An 18,610-nucleotide genomic window follows, 5' to 3' on the forward strand; every position below is an offset into this window, starting at 1 on the left:
TGCCCGTGCCTAGCCGAGCGCCAGCCAGGCCACGGCCGCGACGACGATCACGGCGGCCACGATGCCGACGATCAGCCCGACGCGGGGCCCGGAGGAGGCGGCGGGGGCCGCCTGCCGGCTCTGCGGGGCGTCGTCGACGAACGCGCGGAACATCTGGGTGCTGCCTGCGGGGTCGTTGGTGCCCTGGGGGCCCTGGGTGTTAGCCATGGGCCGAGACACTAGCGAATCCCCGGGTGCGGCCCAAGTGCGGGGCCGCTCAGCCCTCTTGACCCGGCCCACCCCTTATCACCTGCGCATTTACTTTCGCAATACTTGCCTTTGCCAACTTTTTATGCCGCGGCGACCGTTTTTGCTTGCCTGTAGCAACTAACTGATCCTATGGTTGCCCTAAGCAACGAACCGGGAGGTGCGCATGGCCGAGAGGGCGCAGTACGAGGAGCTGATCCGCCAGTTCAGCGCCTTCGGCGCCGTGAAGCGGGAGATGGGGCGGTTGCTGCCGTCCGACTGCCCCGGCGGGTCCGTCGCCGTACTGACCCTGCTCGGCCGCCACGGGGACATGCGCATGAGCAAGCTCGCGGAGCTGCTCGCGGTCGACATGTCGGTCACCAGCCGGCACGTCGCCCACGGCGCCGAGCGGGGCTGGATCGAACGTCTTCCCGACCCCGCGGACAAGCGCTCGCGCATCCTGCGCCTGACGGCCGCCGGACAGGACCAGCTCGACGAGATCGCCGAGCGGACCACCCAGCTGCTCTCCCACCGGCTGAGCGACTGGTCCGACGACGAGGTCGGCCAGCTCTCCCGGCTCATGGCCCGCCTCAGGGCCAGCTTCGACGACTGCCGGGCCCCCGCGGCCCGGCCTCCCGCACTGTCCGGGGACGAACAGTCCACCCGTACACCCGCGATCACCACGTAAGTAAAGGAAGTCCATGGCAACGACCACACCAGCCGGTGTGCGGGCTCATGCCAAGCACGGGGGAGGCTCCTCCGGAGACGCTCCGATGACGCACCGGCAGATCATGGAGGCATTGTCCGGGCTGCTGCTCGGCATGTTCTGCGCGATCCTGTCCTCGACCATCGTCACCAACGCCCTGCCCGAGATCATCGGTGACCTCGGCGGCGGCCAGAGCGCCTACACCTGGGTCGTCACGGCCTCGCTGCTGACGATGACCGCCTCCACCCCCCTGTGGGGCAAGCTCGCGGACCTGTTCAGCAAGAAGGCCCTGGTCCAGATAGCCCTGATCGTCTACGTCATCGGCTCCGTCGTGGCCGGTCTGGCGCAGAACCCCGCGATGCTGATCACCGCGCGGGCCATCCAGGGCCTGGGCGCCGGCGGTCTGTCCGCCCTGGCGCAGATCATCATGGCCGCGATGATCGCCCCGCGTGAGCGCGGGCGCTACTCCGGCTACCTCGGCGCCACCTTCGCCGTCGCCACCGTCGGCGGTCCGCTGCTCGGCGGCGTCATCACCGACACCAGCTGGCTCGGCTGGCGCTGGTGCCTCTACGTCGGCGTGCCCTTCGCGATCCTCGCGCTGATCGTGCTCCAGAAGACGCTGCACCTGCCGGTGCTCAAGCGGAAGGTCAAGGTCGACTGGGCCGGCGCCTTCTTCGTCACCGCGGCCGTCTGCCTGCTGCTCGTCTGGGTCACCTTCGCGGACGACAAGTACGACTGGATGTCCTGGCAGACCGGCGCCATGGTCGGCGGCGCGATCGTGCTGACGCTGCTCTTCCTGCTCGTCGAGTCGAAGGCCAGCGAGCCGATCATCCCGCTGCGCCTGTTCCGGAACCGCACCATCACCCTGGCCTCGCTGGCCTCGCTGTTCGTCGGTATCGCGATGTTCGCGGGCACCGTCTACTTCAGCCAGTACTTCCAGCTGGCCCGGGACAAGTCCCCGACCATGTCGGGTGTCATGACGATCCCGATGATCGGCGGTCTGTTCATCTCCTCCACGGTCTCCGGTCAGGTCATCACCAAGACCGGCAAGTGGAAGGGCTGGCTACTGGCCGGCGGCGTGCTGCTGACCGCGGGTCTGGGCCTGCTCGGCACCATGCGCTACGACACCCCCTACTGGCACATCGGCATCTTCATGGCGCTGATGGGTCTCGGCGTCGGCATGATGATGCAGAACCTGGTGCTCTGCACGCAGAACCAGGTGGACCCGAGCGACCTGGGTGCCGCGTCCTCCACGGTCACCTTCTTCCGGTCCCTCGGCGGCGCGGTGGGCGTCTCGGTGCTCGGCTCCGTGATGTCGACCCGGATCAGCCACTACGCCTCGGACACCATCGGTCAGCTCAGCCCGCAGGAGCAGGCGGCGGCGGCCAAGGCGTCCGGCGGCGGCTCGATCCCCGACATGGATCTGCTGCCCCCCGGCATCCGGGAATGGCTGGAGAGCGCCTACGGGCACGGCATCGCGGACATCTTCCTGATCGTCGCGCCGATCGCCCTGCTCGCCTTCCTGGTGACGCTGTTCATCAAGGAGGTCCCGCTGCGGACCAAGGGCGCCCTCGCCCAGGCCGCGGAGTCCTCGGCCGAGTCCGCCCCGCCGGTGGCGGGCACCCCGGCGGAGGCCGTCCGCGTTGCCGACGAGCCGGTTCCGGCCGCCGCGATGGCGTCCGTGTCGGCCTCGCCGGCCGGTGATCCGGCCGTCTCGGCGGTCTCGGACACCTCGGCCGCCCCGGCCACCACGCAGCGACTGGCCGCCGTCGCCACCACGACCGGCTCCGGTGAACCGCAGGCGCCCGTCTCCGGCGGCATCGCGGTGCGCGGCTTCGTCCGCGGCGCCGAGTCCGCGCCGGTCCCGCAGGCCGCGGTCACGCTGATCTCGCTGGCCGGCCGCCAGCTCGGCCGGTCCGTCGCCCAGGCCGACGGCTCCTACGCCGTCGACGCGCCGAGCGCCGGGTCGTACGTGCTGATCGCCTCCGCCGACGGCTTCCAGCCGCAGGCCTCCACCATCGTCGTCAACGACGAGCCGGTCGCCTACGACATCCTGCTCAGCGGCACCAGCGGGCTCACCGGCCTGGTCCGTGCCGAGGAGAGCGGGCTGCCGGTCAAGGACGCCATGGTGATCGTCACCGATGTGCGCGGGGACCTGCTGGCCAGCGCCGCCACCGGTGAGCAGGGCGAGTTCGCCTTCACCGAGCTGGTGCCGGGCACGGTGACCGTCGCGGTCAACGCCGCCGGCTACCGGCCCCGTGCCCTGCCGCTGGAGGTGGGCGGTACCGGCGTCACCCGCGTCGAGGTCGACCTCCAGGCCGGGGCGCAGGTCCAGGGCGTCGTGCGGGCACCGCACGGTCCGCTGGCCGACGCCCGGGTCACCCTGGTGGACGCGGCGGGCAACGTGATCGGCACGGCCACCACCGGGACGGACGGGGCGTACGCCTTCACCGACCTGGACGCCGGTGAGTACACCGTCATCGCGACCGGCTACCCGCCGGTGGCCACCGCCCTGACGGTCTCCGGCCCCGGTGCCGACGGCCACGACATCGAGCTCGCCCACCCCGGCGAGTAGCGGAACCCCGGCCCGTGGTGGCGTGCGCGCTCTGAGCGGAGGTGCGCCCGCCCACCACGGGCCGGTTTCTTTACGACCACTTTCTGAGCCTTTGCAGGGAGAAAACGGGATGGGACTGACCGCGAGGATCCGAACGCGGGACGGATGGGCCGTGTCGCACGCGGTCGTCACGGTGACCGACATGACCGGCACGCAGGTGCTGCGCGCCGAGGCGGACACCGAGGGGGCCGTGCGGGACACCACCGCGCTGACGCCGGGGGCGTACACCGTCATCGTCACCGCGGTCGGCTACGCGCCGGCCGCCTCCAGCGCGATCGTCACCGCGAGCGGCCGGGCCGAGGTCGGCACGGTGACGCTGGCCCGCCAGGGCGGCACCGAACTGCCGCCGCCGGGGCCGTGGACGGTCGACCCGGCGCACTCGAGCGTGGCCGCCGTCGCGCAGCACCTGGGCATCTCCAGCGTGCGCGGGCGTTTCACCGACTTCGCCGCCACCGTCGAGATCGCGCCGGACGACGTCACCAAGTCCCGGGTGGAGGCGGTGATCAAGGCGGCCTCGATCGACACCGGCAACGGCATGCGCGACACCCACCTGCGCTCGGCGGACTTCCTGGACGTCGAGCGCCACCCGGAGATCACCTACCGCTCCACCGGGGTGAGCGAGGCGGGCCCGGACCGCTGGACCGTCCACGGCGAGCTGGGCCTGCACGGGGTGGTCCGCGAGGTCGACCTGGACCTGGCCTACCTCGGCACCGGCGCCGACCCCTGGGGCGGCACCCGGGCGGCCTTCCGGGCGACGGCGGAACTGCACCGCGAGGACTTCGCCATGAACTACAACCAGGTCGTCCAGGCCGGCATCGCCGCCATCGGCACGACGCTCAGGGTCGAGCTGGACATCCAGGCGGTCCAGGGGGAGTCACTGCCCGCGGTGTGACGCACCGCCGGACGCCCGGGCCACCACCTGGGCGCACAGGTCACGGAGCTTGACGTTCCGGTCCTGTGAGGCCCGGCGCAGCCGCTCCATGGCCCGGTGGGCGTCGATGCGCTCCCGGGCCATCAGCATGCCGACCGCCTGGTCTATGACGCTGCGGGAGAGCAGGGCGGTGCGCACGTCGGCCGCCGAGGCCCGCTCCCGCTCGATGCGCAGCGCCTCGTTCACCGCCTCCGCGGCCCGCTCCGCGAAGGCGCCCGCCGCGTCCAGCCCCTGGGCCAGGGAGTCGGGCTGGAGGCCGTAGAGGTTGAGCGCGGCACCCGTCTCGCCCTCGACGGCCAGCGGCAGCGCCAGCACACAGCGCACGCCGGCGGCCAGCGCGTACTCCGTGTACGGGGGCCAGCGGGTCTCGGTCGCCAGGTCCGGGGAGTACTGCGCGCTGTCCGTCTCGGCGGCGTCCACGCAGGGGCCCGAGCCGTTCTCGTACTGGCGCAGGTCCAGGCCGCTGGGCAGGCCGGTGCTGCCCGCCAGCGTCATCAGCCGGTCGGCGCGGCGCACGGTGACCGAACAGGCGTCGGCGCCGGGCACCTGCTGGACCGCCCGGTCGGTCAGGTCGCGCAGCAGGGTGTCCAGGCCCTGGGCGCGGGCGAGGGCGTGGTCAAGCGTCTGCGTGCTCGGGTCCGTGCCCGGGTCCGTGGTCTGCGGGGTCATGACCGTACGGATGTCCCCTCACCGTTCGGTCACACCTCGTCCACCGGATGCGGAGTTCGCGTCGACGATGCGGCGGGCCAGGTCGCGCAGCTTCACGTTCTCCCGCTGCGAGGCCTTCACCAGGGAGTCGAAGGCACCGGCCGCGTCGATGTCCAGCCGCTCCATCAGGATGCCGGTGGCCTGGCCGATCAGGTCCCGGGTGCGCATCGCCTCGGTGAGCTGCTCGCGCACGGTCGCCGAGTCCAGGGCGAGGGAGACGTGCGCGACGAACAGCCGCCCGACGCGGGTGGCGTCGTCGTCGAAGGCCTGCGGCTTGCGGGCGTAGGCGGTCAGCACGGTCAGGCGGCGCCGGTCGGCGCGCAGCCGCAGGGACAGCGCCGAACGCAGGCCGAGCCCGGACAGGACGTTGCCGCCGCCGTCGGCCTCGCTGTCGTCCGTGCGCACCACGGGCGTGGTCCACAGGCGCTCCCAGTCCGGGTGCGGGGTGTGGCCGCCCTGCCGGGGCTCGGCGTCGAAGCGCACGGTCTCGTCGGTCCAGGCCAGGGTGCGCAGCCGGCCGCCGCGCTGGATCTCCGCGATGCCCGCGTGCTCGGCGTCGGGCAGCAGGCGTACCGCCAGGGCGACGGCGGTGTCCATGGTGGCGTCGGGGGTGTCCGTCCCGTGCAGATGCTGAGCCGCCGCGGTCAGCGCCTCGGCCAGCTCGAAGCCCACCGGAAAACGCGGCAAATCAGTAAATTCGGACGCAGCCACCACGAACCTCTTCGGCAAGCGCGGCCTCACGGCCGTGCGCAGGAGAGCTCCGCAGCACATTCCCGACTGCGAGCACAGGACGAACAGCACTTTAGCTGCTCGGTTGCGTGCCGGTGACGCGCGGCCGACGGACCGGGCGGGCGGCCGGCCGGTGCGCCTGTCGCGCCGCCCCGCGGCATGGTGCAATGGGGAGCGGGTCAGGAAGCGGCCCGGCCGGAAGCCCGACGGACGTCTGTCAGGTGAGTGCTGTGACCTTCCCTCCCCAGTCCCAAGAACCCTGTGAGCCCTGTGATCCACCCGGGTGCGCCGTGCTCGCGATGCCCCGCGAGATCGACTTCTGCAACGCCTCGGGACTGCTGCCCCTGATCACGACCGCCGTGGAGCAGCGCTCCGACGGACTGCGCCTGCTGGTCCTGGACCTCTCCGCGACCCGTTTCATGGACTCCCAGGGGGTCCGTCTGATCGCCGCCGTGCGCCAGGGGCTGCCCGACGGGGCCCTGCTGCGCGTGGTGGCCGTCCCCAAGGGCGTGCCGAGCCGCGTCCTGGAACTCTCCGGGCTCCGCCGCGACGTCCCGGTCCACGAGAACCTCGCGGAGGCGCTGCGCACCGAGTGCGGGACGGCGCCCTAGGCTGGCGGCATGGCACCGAACATCGCGACGAACACCCGTGTCTCCCTGGCCGAGTTGCTGGACTTCGTACGCCCCCGGCACCGGGCGATCCTGTTGACCCGGCGGGCCGACGGCAGCCCGCAGGGGTCGCCGCTGACCTGCGGGGTCGACGACGCCGGCCGGATCGTCGTCTCGACCTACCCCGAGCGGGCCAAGACCCGCAACGCGCGCCGTGACCCGCGGGTCAGCCTCATCGTGCTCAGCGACGAGTGGAACGGTCCGTGGGTCCAGGTCGACGGCACCGCGGAGGTCATCGACGCGCCCGACTCCGTGGAACCGCTCGTGGAGTACTTCCGCACCATCTCCGGCGAGCATCCCGACTGGGACGAGTACCGGCAGGCCATGGTCGCGCAGGGCAAGTCCATCATCCGGGTGACGCCGGAGAAGTGGGGACCGGTGGCGACGGGCGGCTTCCCGGCGCGGCTGACCGCGGACGACTGAGGACCCTGCGCCGAGGCGGGCGACCGGCGCCCGGTCAGTCCCGTCCCACCATGGCGTCGATGCCCGCGACGAGCAGGTCGAGGGCGAACTCGAAGTCCCGGTCCAGCATCTCCGCGACGGTGTCGCCGCCCCGGGCCGCCATGATGTCCCGGGCGTCCTCGATGACGCCCGCGGTGTCCGGCAGCTCGGTCGCCGCGCTCATCGAGTCCCGGTAGTACTCCTCGGGGCTCAGCCCGGTGTCCGCCACCCGGGCGAGGAAACGGCCCTCGATGGTGCCGTAGCCGTAGACGAACTGGAAGACGGCGGAGATGGCGCCGGTCAGCCGGTGCGCGGGCAGCCCGCTGCGGCGCACGACGTTCTGCACCGACCGGGAGAACGCCAGCGAGTGCGGCCCGATGTTGAGGTAGGTGCCGACCAGCCGGGACGTCCAGGGGTGGCGCACCAGCAGCGCCCGGTTCTCCCGGGCCAGCGCGCGCAGCTCCTCGCGCCAGTCGAGGCCGGCGTCCGGGTCGGGGTGGCGCAGCTCGCCGAAGACGGCGTCCAGGGCGAGTTCGAGCAGCTGGTCCTTGGTGTCGACGTACCAGTACACGGACATCGCGGTGACGTTCAGCTCGGCGGCCAGGCGGCGCATGGAGAACCCGGTCAGGCCCTCGGCGTCCAGCAGCCGGACGGTGACGCCGGTGATCCTGTCCCGGTCGAGCCCGGACGGCTGTCCCCCACGGCGCCCACTGCGCCGCCCCTCCCCCGACAGCCACACACTGTCCCGCGGCCCCTCCCGCCCTGTCTTCGCCATGCGCACCTACCTCGCTCTCCCCATCACCGATCATGCCAGGCGCCCCTGGCAGGAGCGCGGGGAACCGCGCGACCAGCCACGACCTGCCCACGGCCGCGAACATGCCCCACTTCCCGACCTCTTAGGCGTCCACCCGTTCCGCCCGCCGCAGCAACACCGCCGCCACCACCCCGCCCAGCAGCACCGCCACCGCCCCCACCAACTGACTGCTCTCCACTCCGGAGGAGAACGCGTCGAGCACCCGCCCCCGCTCTCCCTCCCCCTCCGCCGAAGCCAGCGCCGCGGGCAGCGACGCCGCCGCGACGGGGGCCAGCGCCGCGAACCGCGAGGTCAGCACCGCGCCCAGCACGGCCACGCCCAGCCCGTTGCCGAACTCGGCCAGCGTGCCGTTGACGCCCGCGCCGACCCCCGCCTTGGCCGGCGGGATCGCGCTCATCAGCGCGTGGGCCATGGCCGGGTTGCCGAGCGCGCATCCCACGCCGATCAGCAGCAGCCCCAGCAGCGTGCCGGCGTAGCCCTGCCCGGTCAGCGTGGCGATGGCCACCAGGCCCGCCGCCATCAGCACCATGCTCAGCAGCACCGCCACCGGCGTGCCGAGCCGTGCCAGCCACTTCGCCGCCACCCCGGAGAAGTTGAGCAGCACCACCGTCAGGGCCAGCGGCGCGGTCCGCAGCCCGGCCTCCAGCGGGCCGTAGCCGAGGACGAACTGAAGGTGCTGGGTGAGCAGGAACAGCGCACCGCCCATGCCGAAGGTGATCAGCACGAGACCGGCCACCGCGCCGGTGAACCGCTGGTCGCGGAAGAAGGCGAGGTCGAGCATCGGGTACGGGACGCGGCTCTCCCAGTAGGCGAAGAGGGCGAGCACGCCCACGGCGGCGGCGGCCGTGGCCAGGACCCGTCCCGACGCCCAGCCGTGCTCCGGACCGGAGATGATCGCGTAGACCAGCGCGGCCATGCCGATGGTGGAGAGGACGGCGCCGAGCAGGTCGGGCCGGTCGCCCTGCCGGTTCTTCGACTCCGGGACCAGGGCCACGACCGCGACCAGGCCGAGGGCCACCACCGGCAGGTTGATCAGGAAGATCGCGCCCCACCAGAAGTGGTCCAGCATGAACCCGCCGATCAGCGGCCCGCAGGCGAAGCCGAGCGCGCTGACCGCGCTCCAGATGCCGATGGCCTTGGCGTGCTCGGCGGGGGCGAAGATCTGCATGACCACGGCGAGCGTGGTGGTCAGCAGCAGGGCGCCGCCGACGCCCATGCCGGCCCGCGCCGCGATCAGCTGGCCGGTGGTGTCGGCGAGTCCGGCCGCCAGCGAACCGATCCCGAACAGGGCGAGGCCGGTGGCCAGCATCTTCTTGCGGCCGTACCGGTCGGCCGCGCTGCCCGCGGTGAGCAGCAGACCGGACTGGACGAGCGAATAGGCGTTGATCATCCACTGGATGTCCGAGGTGGCCGCGCCCAGCTCGTCGGTGAGCGAGGGGATGGCCACGTTCAGCACGGTGTTGTCCAGGACCACCGTGAGCTGGGCGAGGCTGATGACACCGAGGATCAGCCAACGCTGCGGGTGGCCCTGGACCGGGGGAACGGTTCCCCGTTCCCTGGCGGATTCCTGGGGTGATGTCGTCATGTTGTACAGCGTAGAGGACTCTCCTCTACGCTGTACAACGGTTTCTCGTCCGGAGTGGTTCAGTCCGTCGGTGCGGTGAGGTCGTAGAAGGTGGCCGAGCCTGCCGTCACCTTCTTGAAGGTGGCCTCGACCCACGCGGTGATCTGCGCCCCGGTGCCGGAGTCGCCGCCCATTCCGCCGCCGGTGCCGCCGCCGATGAAGTAGTGGATCCGGCCGTCCGCCACGTACTGCTTGAACTGGGCCAGGGTCGGTGCCGGGTCGGTGCCGTTGAAGCCGCCGATCGCCATCACGGGGTCGCCGGTGCCGAGCTGGTAGCTCGCGGCGTTCTGGGAGCCGATCGCGGCGGCGACCCAGGTGTACGCGTCGGCGTCGGTCTCCAGCAGCTTCCTCGCCTCGGAGTCGACTTCGGCGCCGTTGAGCAGGCCGCCCATGCCGCCGCCCGCACCCATGCGGCCGCCTTCACCGGTCGGGCCGTTGGGCGTCCGGCCGGTCGGGCCGGTCGGGCCGGTCGGGCCGTTCTGGCCGTTCTGGCCGTTCTGGCCGTTCGGCGTCCGGCCGTTCGGGGTGGTGCCGCCGGCGCCCGGGGCGGTGCCGCCGCCGGGGAAGCCGCCACCGCCGGGACCGCCCTGCCCCTGACCCTGACCGGGTGTGGTCCCGCCGCCCGGGAAGCCGCCGCCACCGGGGCCCCCGCCCCTGCTCGCGCCGGCCGGACCGGCCGTGACGATGGAGCCGCTGTGCCCTTCCCGCACGGTGCTCAGCGTGTACGCGGTGGGCGCGGCCAGCGACGCCACGAGGGCGAGCCCGGCCGCCGCGAGGGCGGTCCGCCGCCCCACCCGCCCGGCGAAGACCAGCCCCAGCGCGGCGACCAGGCCGCCGACCAGCACCGGCACCCTCAGCCAGGGCAGGTAGTCGGGCGTGCGGTCGAGCAGGACGTACCCCCAGGCCGCGCTCGCCGTGACGGCGGCGGCGAGGGCGAGCGACGCCCAGGGGCGCTCGCGGCGTTCCCACAGGGTCGCGGCGCCCATGCCGATCACGGCCGCCAGGTACGGCGCGAGGGCCACCGTGTAGTACTGGTGGAAGATGCCGGCCATGTAGCTGAAGACGGCCGCGGTCGTCAGCAGCGAGCCGCCCCAGACCAGGAGGGACGCGCGCGCGGTGTCCGTGCGGCCGGCGCGGCGCGTGGCGAACAGGCCCGCGGCGAGCAGGATCAGGGCGGCCGGGAGCAGCCAGGAGATCTGGCCGCCGATCTCGGCGTTGAACATCCGGTCCCAGCCGGTCTCGCCCCACTGCCCGCCACCGCCACCGCCCATGCCGCCGCCCCCGCCGCCGACGCTGCCGGTCTCCTCGCCGTTGAGACGCCCGAGGCCGTTGTAGCCGAAGGTCAGCTCCAGGAAGCTGTTGTTCTGCGACCCGCCGATGTACGGGCGGGACGAGGCAGGCCACAGCTCGACGACCGCGACCCACCAGCCGCCGGAGACGACGATCGCCGCGGTCGCCAGCGCGAGCTGCCCGAGGCGCTTCCTGAGCCGCACCGGTGCGCAGACGCCGTAGACGAGGGCGAGGGCGGGCAGGATCAGGAAGGCCTGGAGGGTCTTCGTCAGGAACGCGAAGCCGATCGCGACGCCCGCCCACACCAGCCACTTGGTCCGGCCGTCCTCCAGCGCCCGTACGACGAGGTAGCAGGCGGCGGACATCAGCAGGGCGAGCAGCGCGTCCGGGTTGTTGAACCGGAACATCAGCGCCGCGACCGGGGTGAGCGCGAGGACGGCGCCCGCGATCAGTCCGGCGGCGGGGCTGAACCGGCGGCGTACGGCCGCGTACACGACGGCGACCGTGCCCACCCCCATCAGCACCTCGGGGACGAGAATCGACCAGGAGGAGAGGCCGAAGATCCGCACCGCCAGCGCCATCGGCCACAGCGCGGCCGGGGGCTTGTCGACGGTGATGGCGTTGCCGGCGTCGAGCGAGCCGAAGAAGAACGCCTTCCAGGACTGGCTGCCCGCCTGCACTGCCGCCGAGTAGAAGGAGTTGGCGTAGCCGGAGGCGCTCAGGTGGGTGAGGTAGAGGAGGGCGGTGGCCAGCAGGAGGCCGAGGAAGGCGGGGCGTACCCAGCGCGGGTCCTCGGGCCGGCCGCACCATACCCGCCCGAGCCGGGACCGGGACCGGCGGGGCTGCCGGTGGGCGCTCGGCGGTCCCCCGTCCGCGCCGGCGGGGGTGTGCGTGCCGTCGGCGTGCGTGGTCGGGTCGTAGTGCGTCGTCATCGGGCGTCGCTCCAGGTGCGCTGCGGGTCCGGGAGGTGAGATCCCGTGAGGTGGGGTTCCGGGGCGGGGGCCGTGGGCGGCGGGTCGGGGAACACCCAGGCGCGGAAGAGCAGGAAGCGCAGCACGGTGGCCGCGAGGTTGGCGGCGATCAGCACCGCCAGCTCGGTCGAGTGGTCCGGGTCGGCCGTCGCCGCGCTCAGAGCGGCCAGCGAACCGCTGGTCAGCGCGAGCCCGATGCCGAAGACGACCAGCCCCTGCGCCTGGTGCCGCACGGCGCCGCCCCGGCCCCGTACCCCGAAGGTCAGCCGCCGGTTGGCGGCGGTGTTGGCGACCGCCGAGACCAGCAGCGCGAGCGCGTTGGCGGGCTGGGAGCCGGCGAAGTGGCGGAAGCCGCTGTAGAGGAGCAGGTAGCAGAGGGTGGACAGGGCGCCCACGACGCAGAAGCCGACGAGTTGCCGGGCCAGCCCCTGCGGGACCCCGGCCAGGTCGCGGTCGCGCGGGTCATCGCCGAAGGGGCGGGCCAGCCGGTCCAGTGGCAGCGAACCGGTGGCCAGGGCCTTGCCGACCCGCCACACGCCCTTGAGGTCCTCGGTCGCCGTCCGCACGATGTGCACGGTGGAGTCCGGGTCGTCCACCCAGTCGACCGGCACCTCGTGGATCCGGCACCCGGCGCGCTCGGCGAGCACCAGCATCTCGGTGTCGAAGAACCAGCCGCTGTCCTCCACCAGCGGCAGCAGCACCTGGGCCACGTCCCGGCGGATCGCCTTGAAGCCGCACTGGGCGTCGGAGAAGCGGGCCTGGAGGGAGCCGCGCAGGATGAGGTTGTAGGAGCGGGAGATGAACTCCCGCTTGGCGCCGCGCACCACCCGGGAGCTGCGGGCGAGCCGGGAGCCGATCGCGAGGTCCGAGTGACCGGAGATCAGCGGCGCCACCAGCGGCAGCAGCGCGTTCAGGTCGGTGGACAGGTCCACGTCCATATAGGCGAGGACCGGGGCGTCCGAGGCCGACCAGACGGTGCGCAGGGCCCGGCCGCGCCCCTTCTGCTCCAGCCGGACGGACCTGACCGCGGCGAGGTCGGCCGCCAGGCGGGCCGCGACGTGCGGGGTGCCGTCCGTGGAGGCGTTGTCCGCGACCGTGATGCGGAAGGCGTACGGGAACGTCCGGGTGAGGTGCTCGTGCAGGCGCAGGACGCACGGTCCGAGGTCCCTCTCCTCGTTGAAGACGGGGACCACTACGTCCAGGACAGGCGTACCGGCTCCTGCGGCCGGGAGGTGCTCCCGCGCCGGCAGGGAGCCGGGAGAAGAGTCGGTTCGCATGCGACCGACTTTTCTCAACTCCCCTGTCGCACCCGTGTGGTGGGACTGTGCTGCGCCTGTGAGTGCGTCCGCTCGCCCGGCCGGTCGCCGACGGCGGGCAGGTGGACGGTGAAGACCGTCCGGCCCGGGGCGCTGTCGACCGTCACGCCACCGCCGTGCGCGGTCGTCACGGCCTGCACGATGGCGAGTCCGAGGCCCGTCGAGCCGGTCGCGCGGGACCGCGCGGAGTCCCCGCGGGCGAACCGTTCGAAGACGCGCGGCAGCAACTCGGCGGGGATGCCCGGCCCGTTGTCCTCCACGTCCACGCGGAGCCAGGCCCCGTCGCGCCGCACGCGGGCCGTGACGGTGGTGCCCGGCGGGGTGTGGTTGCGGGCGTTGCCCAGCAGGTTGACCAGCACCTGCTGGAGCCGGGCCGGGTCCGCCGACACCAGGGCCGGTTCGTCGGGCAGGTCGAGCCGCCAGGTGTGGTCGAGGCCGGCCGCGCGGGCGTCGCTGACGGTGTCCACGACGAGCGGTACGAGGTCGGTGTGCCCGAACTCCAGCGGGCGTCCGGCGTCCAGGCGGGCGAGCAGCAGCAGGTCCTCGACCAGCAGGGTCATGCGATCGGCCTCGGACTCGATGCGGCCCAGCGCGTGCCGGGTGTCGGGGCCGACCTGTTCGCGCCCCCGGCGGGTGAGTTCGGCGTACCCGCGGATGGAGGCGAGGGGCGTGCGCAGTTCGTGGCTGGCGTCGGCGACGAACTGCCGTACCCGGGTCTCGCTCTGCTGCCGTGCGTGCAGGGCGCCGTGGACGTGGTCCAGCAGCCGGTTGAGCGCGGAGCCGACCCGGCCGACCTCGGTGTGCGGGTCGCACTCGGACTCCGGGACCCGTTCGTCGAGGTTCACCTCGCCCGCGTGCAGCGGGAGTTCGGAGACCCGGCCGGCGGTGGCGGCGACCCGGCGCAGGGGGCGGGTGGCGACGCCGACGATGACGGCTCCGGCGAGGGAGGCGGCGACGAGACCGGCGGCGGTGACGCTGGCCTCCACGAGGATCAGGGTGTTGATGGTCTCGGTGACGTCGGAGGTGGGCAGGGCGGCGTAGTAGCCGTCGTGGTACTCGACGCGGTAGTCGCCGAGGCCGGGGATCTCGACGGTGTGCGGCCCACCGTCCCGGGGGACGGAGGCGAGCGCGGTGCGCTGGGCCTCGTCGAGGGAGACCGCCGTCGTCCTGCTGGGGTCCGTGCTCTCGTCGTCCTTCTCGCCGTACTTGGCGTCGACGACGGCGCCGTCCCGCGTCTCGGCGACGATCGTGTCGCGCGGCTGCGGTCCGCCGTGCGTGACGAACTCGCCGAGGTCGATCCGCTGCTTCACCCCGCCGCCGGGCCCCGGTTCGCCCGGCGGTCCGAAGCCGGACACCCGGGCCGCGACCTCGCGCACCTGTCCGTCCAGTTGCTCGTACAGGTGCGAGCGCAGCGCCACCGTCGTCACCGTGCCGATCACCGCGCACACCACCGCGATCAGCGCCACGGACGCGACGACGAGCCGCGTCCGCAGGGTCCGCGGCCGCGGTCGTCGCCCGCGGCTCATGCCACCGCGGGCTTGATCAGGTAACCGGCGCCGCGCCGGGTGTGGATCATCGGCTCGCGCCCCGCGTCGATCTTGCGGCGCAGGTAGGAGATGTACAGCTCCACGACGTTGGCCTGGCCGCCGAAGTCGTAGGACCACACGCGGTCCAGGATCTGCGCCTTGCTCAGCACCCGCCGCGGGTTGCGCATCAGGAAGCGCAGCAGCTCGAACTCGGTGGCGGTGAGGTGGATGCCGTCGCCGCCCCGGGTGACCTCGTGGCTGTCCTCGTCGAGGGTGAGGTCGCCGACGACGAGGACGGAGTCGGAACGCCGGTCGGCGGCGCCGGAGCGGCGGATCAGTCCGCGCAGCCGGGCGACGACCTCCTCCAGGCTGAACGGCTTGGTGACGTAGTCGTCACCGCCCGCGGTCAGCCCGGCGATCCGGTCCTCGACGGCGTCCTTGGCGGTCAGGAACAGCACCGGCACGTCCGGCAGGTCGCGGCGCAGCCGCCCCAGCACGCTCAGGCCGTCCATGTCGGGCAGCATCATGTCCAGCACGACGGCGTCGGGCCGGAAGTCGCGGGCGGCCTGGACGGCGCCGTGGCCGTCCCCGGCGCTGCGGATCTGCCAGCCCTCGTAGCGCAGGGCCATGGACAGCAGCTCGGTGATGGACTGCTCGTCGTCCACTACAAGCACCCGGACGGGGCTCCCGTCCGGCCTCAGCAGTTCGGTGCGCCCCTGGGGCGAGGTCGTGGTCATGGCGGACACCATGTCGGGGCGCTCTGAGAGGGCCCTTTCCCCCAGCTGTGATTTCTCTGAGAAACCCGCCGGCGCGTCCCGGGCACCGCCCTTCAGGCCCCGCCGGTCAGCCCCTCGGCCGTGAGGGTGAGATGGCGGACCAGCACCTCGGCCGCGGTGTCGGCGTCGCGGGCCAGCGCCGCCTCCTCCAGCCGGCGGTGCTCCTCGACGCCGTCCCGGCCGGGGTTGCGGTGCGTCGACCAGCGGCGGGCCAGTTCGCTCGCCGTCCACAGCCGGTCGAAGGTCTCCAGCAGGACCGGGTTGCCGCAGCCCTCCATCAGGGCGCGGTGGAAGAGCCGGTGCGCCTCGGACCACGCCTCGCTGTAGTACTCGCCCTCTTCCGGCGTGTACGCGGGCGTGCGGGACAGCCGGTGGTGGGCGGCGCGCACCCGGGCCTCCCAGTCGACGTCGCCGCGTTCGACGGACATGCGCAGCAGGACCGGTTCGATGGTGCGGCGGGCCTCCGCGATCTCCTGCCAGCGGCGGTCGGAGTACGCCGGGACGGCGAAGCCGCGGTTGGGCAGCCGGTCGGCGAGCCCGTCGCCGACCACCCGCACGAGGGCCTCGCGCACCACGGCCAGGCTCACGCCCTGCTCCTTGGCGAGATCCTGCGGCTTCAGGGCGGCGCCGGGGGCGTGGTCGCCGCGCATGATCGCGTCCCGCAGGTGCGCGTAGACCTGCTCGGAGAGCATCCGCTTGCCCGTCGGCGGGGGCGAGGTGGGGCCGGTCTGAGTCATGGGGGCAGCATAGACGATCCCTTGAATAATCGATTATCAGTGTTATGGTCGATCTCAGTGGCCGACACAGCCGACCGCACCGCATACGGCTCGGCACGGCCCGGCACGGCCCGCGGGGCCGGCCCGCCCGAAAGGAAAACGACGCGATGAGCGCCAACAACCCGTTCGCCCGCCTCCCCGAGGCGGCCTCCTTCACCCTCACCAGCACCACCGTCACCGACGGCGCCCCCTGGCCGGACGCCCAGCACTCCTCCGGCGTCCCCGGCGGCAAGGACCTCTCCCCGCAGCTGTCGTGGAGCGGCGCGCCGGAGGGCACCAGGAGCTACGCCGTCACCGTCTACGACCCCGACGCCCCCACCGGGTCCGGGTTCTGGCACTGGGCGGTCGCCGACATCCCCGCCACCGTCACCGCCCTTCCCGAGGGCGCCGGCGACGACACCGGCTCGGGCCTGCCCGAGGGCGCCTTCCAGCTCCCCAACGACGCCCGCGCCGCCCGCTACATCGGCGCCGCACCGCCCGCCGGGCACGGCCCGCACCGCTACTTCGTCGTGGTGCACGCCCTCGACGTCGAGTCCATCGGCGTCCCGGCCGACGCCACCCCCGCCGTCCTCGGCTTCACCATGGCCGGGCACACCCTCGGCCGCGCGGTCCTGACCGCCACCGCCGAGACCCCCGCCTGACCCACCCCGTGTCCAGGCTCATCGACACCACGGAGATGTACCTCCGCACCGTCCTGGAGTTGGAGGAGGAGGGCGTGGTCCCGCTACGCGCCCGCATCGCCGAGCACCTGGACCAGAGCGGCCCCACCGTGAGCCAGACCGTCGCCCGCATGGAACGCGACGGGCTGCTGCGGGTCGCCGCCGACCGGCACCTGGAGCTGACCGACGAGGGCAGGCGGCTGGCGACGCGGGTAATGCGCAAGCACCGGCTCGCGGAGTGCCTGCTGGTCGAGGTGATCGGCCTGGAGTGGGAGCAGGTGCACGCGGAGGCGTGCCGCTGGGAGCACGTGATGAGCGAGGCCGTCGAACGCCGCCTCCTGCGTCTGCTGCGGCACCCGACCGAGTCGCCCTACGGCAACCCGATCCCGGGCCTGGCGGAACTGGGCGGCAGGGACACCCCGGTCCCGCACCCCGCCGGGAGCACGGTCAGCCTCGGTGACCTGCGCCCCGGGCCGGACGGCGCGAGTGCGGTCGTCCGGCGCATCGGGGAGCCGGTCCAGACCGACCCCGGGCTGCTGTCCGCCCTGCGGCGGGCCGGGGTACGGCCGGGCGCGGTCGTGTGCGTCACGCCGTGGCCCGGCGGCGTGACGGTCGGCGGAGTGACGGCTGGCGGCGGGACAGCTGGCGATGGCGACCGGACCGCCCGGCTCCCGGCACGGACGGCCGCGCACGTCTTCGTCGCCCCGCTCTGAGCCCGCACCTCAGCGCCGCCGGCCCTCCTCGTCCTCTCGGGCCTCTTGGGCCTCTTGGGCCTCTCCGCTGGTCGGCAGCCCGAACAGCCGGGCCGCGTTCTCGTGGCACACCCCGCGCAGCCACGCGTCCCCCAGCTCCAGCCGCTCCAGGGCGTGCAGTTGGTGCAGGTAGGGATACGGGATGTTGGGGAAGTCGGTACCGAGCAGGACGCGGTCGCCCAGGTCCGCGAGCCGGGGCAGCGCGCGGCGCGGGAAGGGCGCGAGACGCTCACTGAAGTCGGTGAACGCCATGGTCGTGTCCAGCCGGACCTCCCCGTACCGCTCGGCGAGGTCCAGGAAGTCCTCGTACTCGGGCATCCCGAGGTGCGCGACGACCAGCCGCAGCCGGGGATGCCGCGCCAGCACCCGTGCGATCGGCTCCGGTCCGGTGTGCTTGCCGGGCGCCGGGCCCGAACCGCAGTGGACGACGACCGGGACCCCCGCCTCGGCGAGCACGCCCCACGCCGGGTCGAGCAGCTCGTCGGCCGGGTCGTACGCCCCCACCTGCACATGGGCCTTGAAGACCCGCGCCCCGGCCTCGACGGCCCGATGGACGTACGTCTCGACGCCCGGCTCGGGGAAGAGGGTGGAGGTGTGCAGGCAGTCGGGGGTGCGGCGGGCGAAGTCCACCGCCCAGTCGTTCAGCCACTGGGCCATGCCCGCCTTGTGCGGGTAGAGCATCGCGGTGAAGGCCCGCACCCCGAACGCGCGCAGCAGCTCGGCGCGTTCGTCCTCCTCCTGCCGGTAGGTGATCGGCCACTCGACCCCGCCGGTCAGCGGCCCGAGGGCGTCGAAGTAGGCCCAGACCTTGCGCAGTACCCGCTCGGGCATGAAGTGCGTGTGCACGTCGATCAGCCCGGGCAGCCCGAGCCCCTCCCAGAACCGGCGGACCTGCCCCACCTCGTGATCACTCATGCCGCCACGATGGCGCCCCGCGCTCCCCTGAACAAGGGGGCCGGAGGAGGCCCGGAGAGGAGGTGGAACAAGGGGGCAAGGGGTCTCCCGGAGACCGAGGGGACTCCCGGAGACCGAGGGGACTCCCGGAGACCGAGGGGACTCCCGGAGACCGAGGGGACTCCCGGAG

At 73.1% G+C, this 18,610-nt stretch carries 18 protein-coding genes; 7 read left to right on the top strand and 11 right to left on the bottom strand.

Features of this window, described 5'->3' with window-relative positions; translation table 11 throughout:
- Positions 1–9: 9 nt before the first annotated feature.
- Positions 10–207, bottom strand: a complete 198-nt coding sequence (locus ACIRGB_RS03880) for a hypothetical protein (protein WP_402555150.1) — start codon at positions 205–207, stop codon at positions 10–12.
- 205 nt (positions 208–412) lie between these two features.
- Here ACIRGB_RS03880 and ACIRGB_RS03885 point away from each other — a divergent pair, with 205 nt between their 5' ends.
- From ACIRGB_RS03885 to ACIRGB_RS03895, 3 genes are all read left to right on the top strand, one after another.
- Complete coding sequence (locus ACIRGB_RS03885) at positions 413–913, top strand: MarR family transcriptional regulator (RefSeq protein WP_356370383.1); 501 nt, start codon at positions 413–415, stop codon at positions 911–913.
- A gap of 13 nt (positions 914–926) precedes the next feature.
- Entirely contained in the window at positions 927–3,506 is a 2,580-nt protein-coding gene (locus ACIRGB_RS03890; protein ID WP_403858337.1) for an MFS transporter, read from the top strand.
- A 109-nt stretch (positions 3,507–3,615) separates the two neighbouring features.
- Positions 3,616–4,437 (top strand): YceI family protein, encoded by an 822-nt coding sequence (locus ACIRGB_RS03895; protein WP_403858339.1) that lies wholly within the window; start codon positions 3,616–3,618, stop codon positions 4,435–4,437.
- Here ACIRGB_RS03895 and ACIRGB_RS03900 read toward each other — a convergent pair.
- Together ACIRGB_RS03900 and ACIRGB_RS03905 are read right to left on the bottom strand one after the other, a co-directional pair.
- On the bottom strand, positions 4,420–5,145 hold the full coding sequence (locus tag ACIRGB_RS03900) for an ANTAR domain-containing protein (protein ID WP_403858341.1): 726 nt from the start codon (positions 5,143–5,145) through the stop codon (positions 4,420–4,422). The two genes, ACIRGB_RS03895 and ACIRGB_RS03900, sit on opposite strands and share 18 nt — an antisense overlap.
- Positions 5,146–5,163: 18 nt before the next feature.
- Positions 5,164–5,871 carry an ANTAR domain-containing protein gene (locus ACIRGB_RS03905; protein ID WP_403858343.1) on the bottom strand — a complete coding sequence of 236 codons (708 nt, stop codon included), beginning with the start codon at positions 5,869–5,871 and terminating at the stop codon, positions 5,164–5,166.
- 272 nt (positions 5,872–6,143) lie between these two features.
- On the opposite strand from ACIRGB_RS03905, the gene ACIRGB_RS03910 reads away from it, so the two are divergent.
- Together ACIRGB_RS03910 and ACIRGB_RS03915 are read left to right on the top strand one after the other, a co-directional pair.
- Entirely contained in the window at positions 6,144–6,524 is a 381-nt protein-coding gene (locus tag ACIRGB_RS03910) for an STAS domain-containing protein (protein WP_403858345.1), read from the top strand.
- Between the two features lie 9 nt (positions 6,525–6,533).
- Complete coding sequence (locus ACIRGB_RS03915; protein WP_403858347.1) at positions 6,534–7,004, top strand: PPOX class F420-dependent oxidoreductase; 471 nt, start codon at positions 6,534–6,536, stop codon at positions 7,002–7,004.
- A gap of 34 nt (positions 7,005–7,038) precedes the next feature.
- Here ACIRGB_RS03915 and ACIRGB_RS03920 read toward each other — a convergent pair whose 3' ends face one another.
- From ACIRGB_RS03920 to ACIRGB_RS03950, 7 genes are all read right to left on the bottom strand, one after another.
- Positions 7,039–7,797: a TetR/AcrR family transcriptional regulator gene (locus ACIRGB_RS03920; protein WP_403858349.1), complete on the bottom strand. Its 759-nt coding sequence runs from the start codon at positions 7,795–7,797 to the stop codon at positions 7,039–7,041.
- A gap of 121 nt (positions 7,798–7,918) precedes the next feature.
- On the bottom strand, positions 7,919–9,421 hold the full coding sequence (locus tag ACIRGB_RS03925; RefSeq protein ID WP_403858351.1) for an MFS transporter: 1,503 nt from the start codon (positions 9,419–9,421) through the stop codon (positions 7,919–7,921).
- A gap of 59 nt (positions 9,422–9,480) precedes the next feature.
- On the bottom strand, positions 9,481–11,682 hold the full coding sequence (locus ACIRGB_RS03930; protein WP_403858353.1) for a glycosyltransferase family 39 protein: 2,202 nt from the start codon (positions 11,680–11,682) through the stop codon (positions 9,481–9,483).
- A complete protein-coding gene (locus tag ACIRGB_RS03935; protein WP_403858355.1) occupies positions 11,679–12,998 on the bottom strand; it encodes a glycosyltransferase in 1,320 nt (439 codons plus the stop codon). Before ACIRGB_RS03935 ends, ACIRGB_RS03930 begins: the two co-directional genes overlap by 4 nt.
- 14 nt (positions 12,999–13,012) lie before the next feature.
- Positions 13,013–14,563 (bottom strand): sensor histidine kinase, encoded by a 1,551-nt coding sequence (locus tag ACIRGB_RS03940; protein ID WP_403858357.1) that lies wholly within the window; start codon positions 14,561–14,563, stop codon positions 13,013–13,015.
- Positions 14,560–15,300: a response regulator transcription factor gene (locus tag ACIRGB_RS03945; RefSeq protein ID WP_403858359.1), complete on the bottom strand. Its 741-nt coding sequence runs from the start codon at positions 15,298–15,300 to the stop codon at positions 14,560–14,562. The genes ACIRGB_RS03940 and ACIRGB_RS03945 overlap by 4 nt, the downstream gene beginning before the upstream one ends.
- 92 nt (positions 15,301–15,392) lie before the next feature.
- On the bottom strand, positions 15,393–16,076 hold the full coding sequence (locus ACIRGB_RS03950; protein WP_403858361.1) for a GntR family transcriptional regulator: 684 nt from the start codon (positions 16,074–16,076) through the stop codon (positions 15,393–15,395).
- Between the two features lie 146 nt (positions 16,077–16,222).
- Between ACIRGB_RS03950 and ACIRGB_RS03955 the strand changes: the two genes are divergently transcribed.
- Together ACIRGB_RS03955 and ACIRGB_RS03960 are read left to right on the top strand one after the other, a co-directional pair.
- Positions 16,223–16,756: a YbhB/YbcL family Raf kinase inhibitor-like protein gene (locus ACIRGB_RS03955; protein ID WP_403858363.1), complete on the top strand. Its 534-nt coding sequence runs from the start codon at positions 16,223–16,225 to the stop codon at positions 16,754–16,756.
- A gap of 8 nt (positions 16,757–16,764) precedes the next feature.
- Positions 16,765–17,487, top strand: a complete 723-nt coding sequence (locus ACIRGB_RS03960; RefSeq protein ID WP_403858365.1) for a metal-dependent transcriptional regulator — start codon at positions 16,765–16,767, stop codon at positions 17,485–17,487.
- Between the two features lie 9 nt (positions 17,488–17,496).
- Here ACIRGB_RS03960 and ACIRGB_RS03965 read toward each other — a convergent pair whose 3' ends face one another.
- Positions 17,497–18,441: an amidohydrolase family protein gene (locus ACIRGB_RS03965; RefSeq protein ID WP_403858367.1), complete on the bottom strand. Its 945-nt coding sequence runs from the start codon at positions 18,439–18,441 to the stop codon at positions 17,497–17,499.
- Positions 18,442–18,610: the final 169 nt, after the last annotated feature.

Source organism: Streptomyces sp. NPDC102490, assembly GCF_044765285.1.
In the GTDB taxonomy this organism is placed as follows: domain Bacteria; phylum Actinomycetota; class Actinomycetes; order Streptomycetales; family Streptomycetaceae; genus Streptomyces.

Coding starts and splice junctions, on each gene's coding strand:
- ACIRGB_RS03935 (WP_403858355.1), bottom strand. CDS start 12,998: ATGCGAACCGACTCTTCTCCCGGCTCCCTGCCGGCGCGGGAGCACCTC.
- ACIRGB_RS03895 (WP_403858339.1), top strand. CDS start 3,616: ATGGGACTGACCGCGAGGATCCGAACGCGGGACGGATGGGCCGTGTCG.
- ACIRGB_RS03945 (WP_403858359.1), bottom strand. CDS start 15,300: ATGACCACGACCTCGCCCCAGGGGCGCACCGAACTGCTGAGGCCGGAC.
- ACIRGB_RS03900 (WP_403858341.1), bottom strand. CDS start 5,145: ATGACCCCGCAGACCACGGACCCGGGCACGGACCCGAGCACGCAGACG.
- ACIRGB_RS03930 (WP_403858353.1), bottom strand. CDS start 11,682: ATGACGACGCACTACGACCCGACCACGCACGCCGACGGCACGCACACC.
- ACIRGB_RS03965 (WP_403858367.1), bottom strand. CDS start 18,441: ATGAGTGATCACGAGGTGGGGCAGGTCCGCCGGTTCTGGGAGGGGCTC.
- ACIRGB_RS03920 (WP_403858349.1), bottom strand. CDS start 7,797: ATGGCGAAGACAGGGCGGGAGGGGCCGCGGGACAGTGTGTGGCTGTCG.
- ACIRGB_RS03955 (WP_403858363.1), top strand. CDS start 16,223: ATGAGCGCCAACAACCCGTTCGCCCGCCTCCCCGAGGCGGCCTCCTTC.
- ACIRGB_RS03915 (WP_403858347.1), top strand. CDS start 6,534: ATGGCACCGAACATCGCGACGAACACCCGTGTCTCCCTGGCCGAGTTG.
- ACIRGB_RS03925 (WP_403858351.1), bottom strand. CDS start 9,421: ATGACGACATCACCCCAGGAATCCGCCAGGGAACGGGGAACCGTTCCC.
- ACIRGB_RS03890 (WP_403858337.1), top strand. CDS start 927: ATGGCAACGACCACACCAGCCGGTGTGCGGGCTCATGCCAAGCACGGG.
- ACIRGB_RS03885 (WP_356370383.1), top strand. CDS start 413: ATGGCCGAGAGGGCGCAGTACGAGGAGCTGATCCGCCAGTTCAGCGCC.
- ACIRGB_RS03940 (WP_403858357.1), bottom strand. CDS start 14,563: ATGAGCCGCGGGCGACGACCGCGGCCGCGGACCCTGCGGACGCGGCTC.
- ACIRGB_RS03880 (WP_402555150.1), bottom strand. CDS start 207: ATGGCTAACACCCAGGGCCCCCAGGGCACCAACGACCCCGCAGGCAGC.
- ACIRGB_RS03950 (WP_403858361.1), bottom strand. CDS start 16,076: ATGACTCAGACCGGCCCCACCTCGCCCCCGCCGACGGGCAAGCGGATG.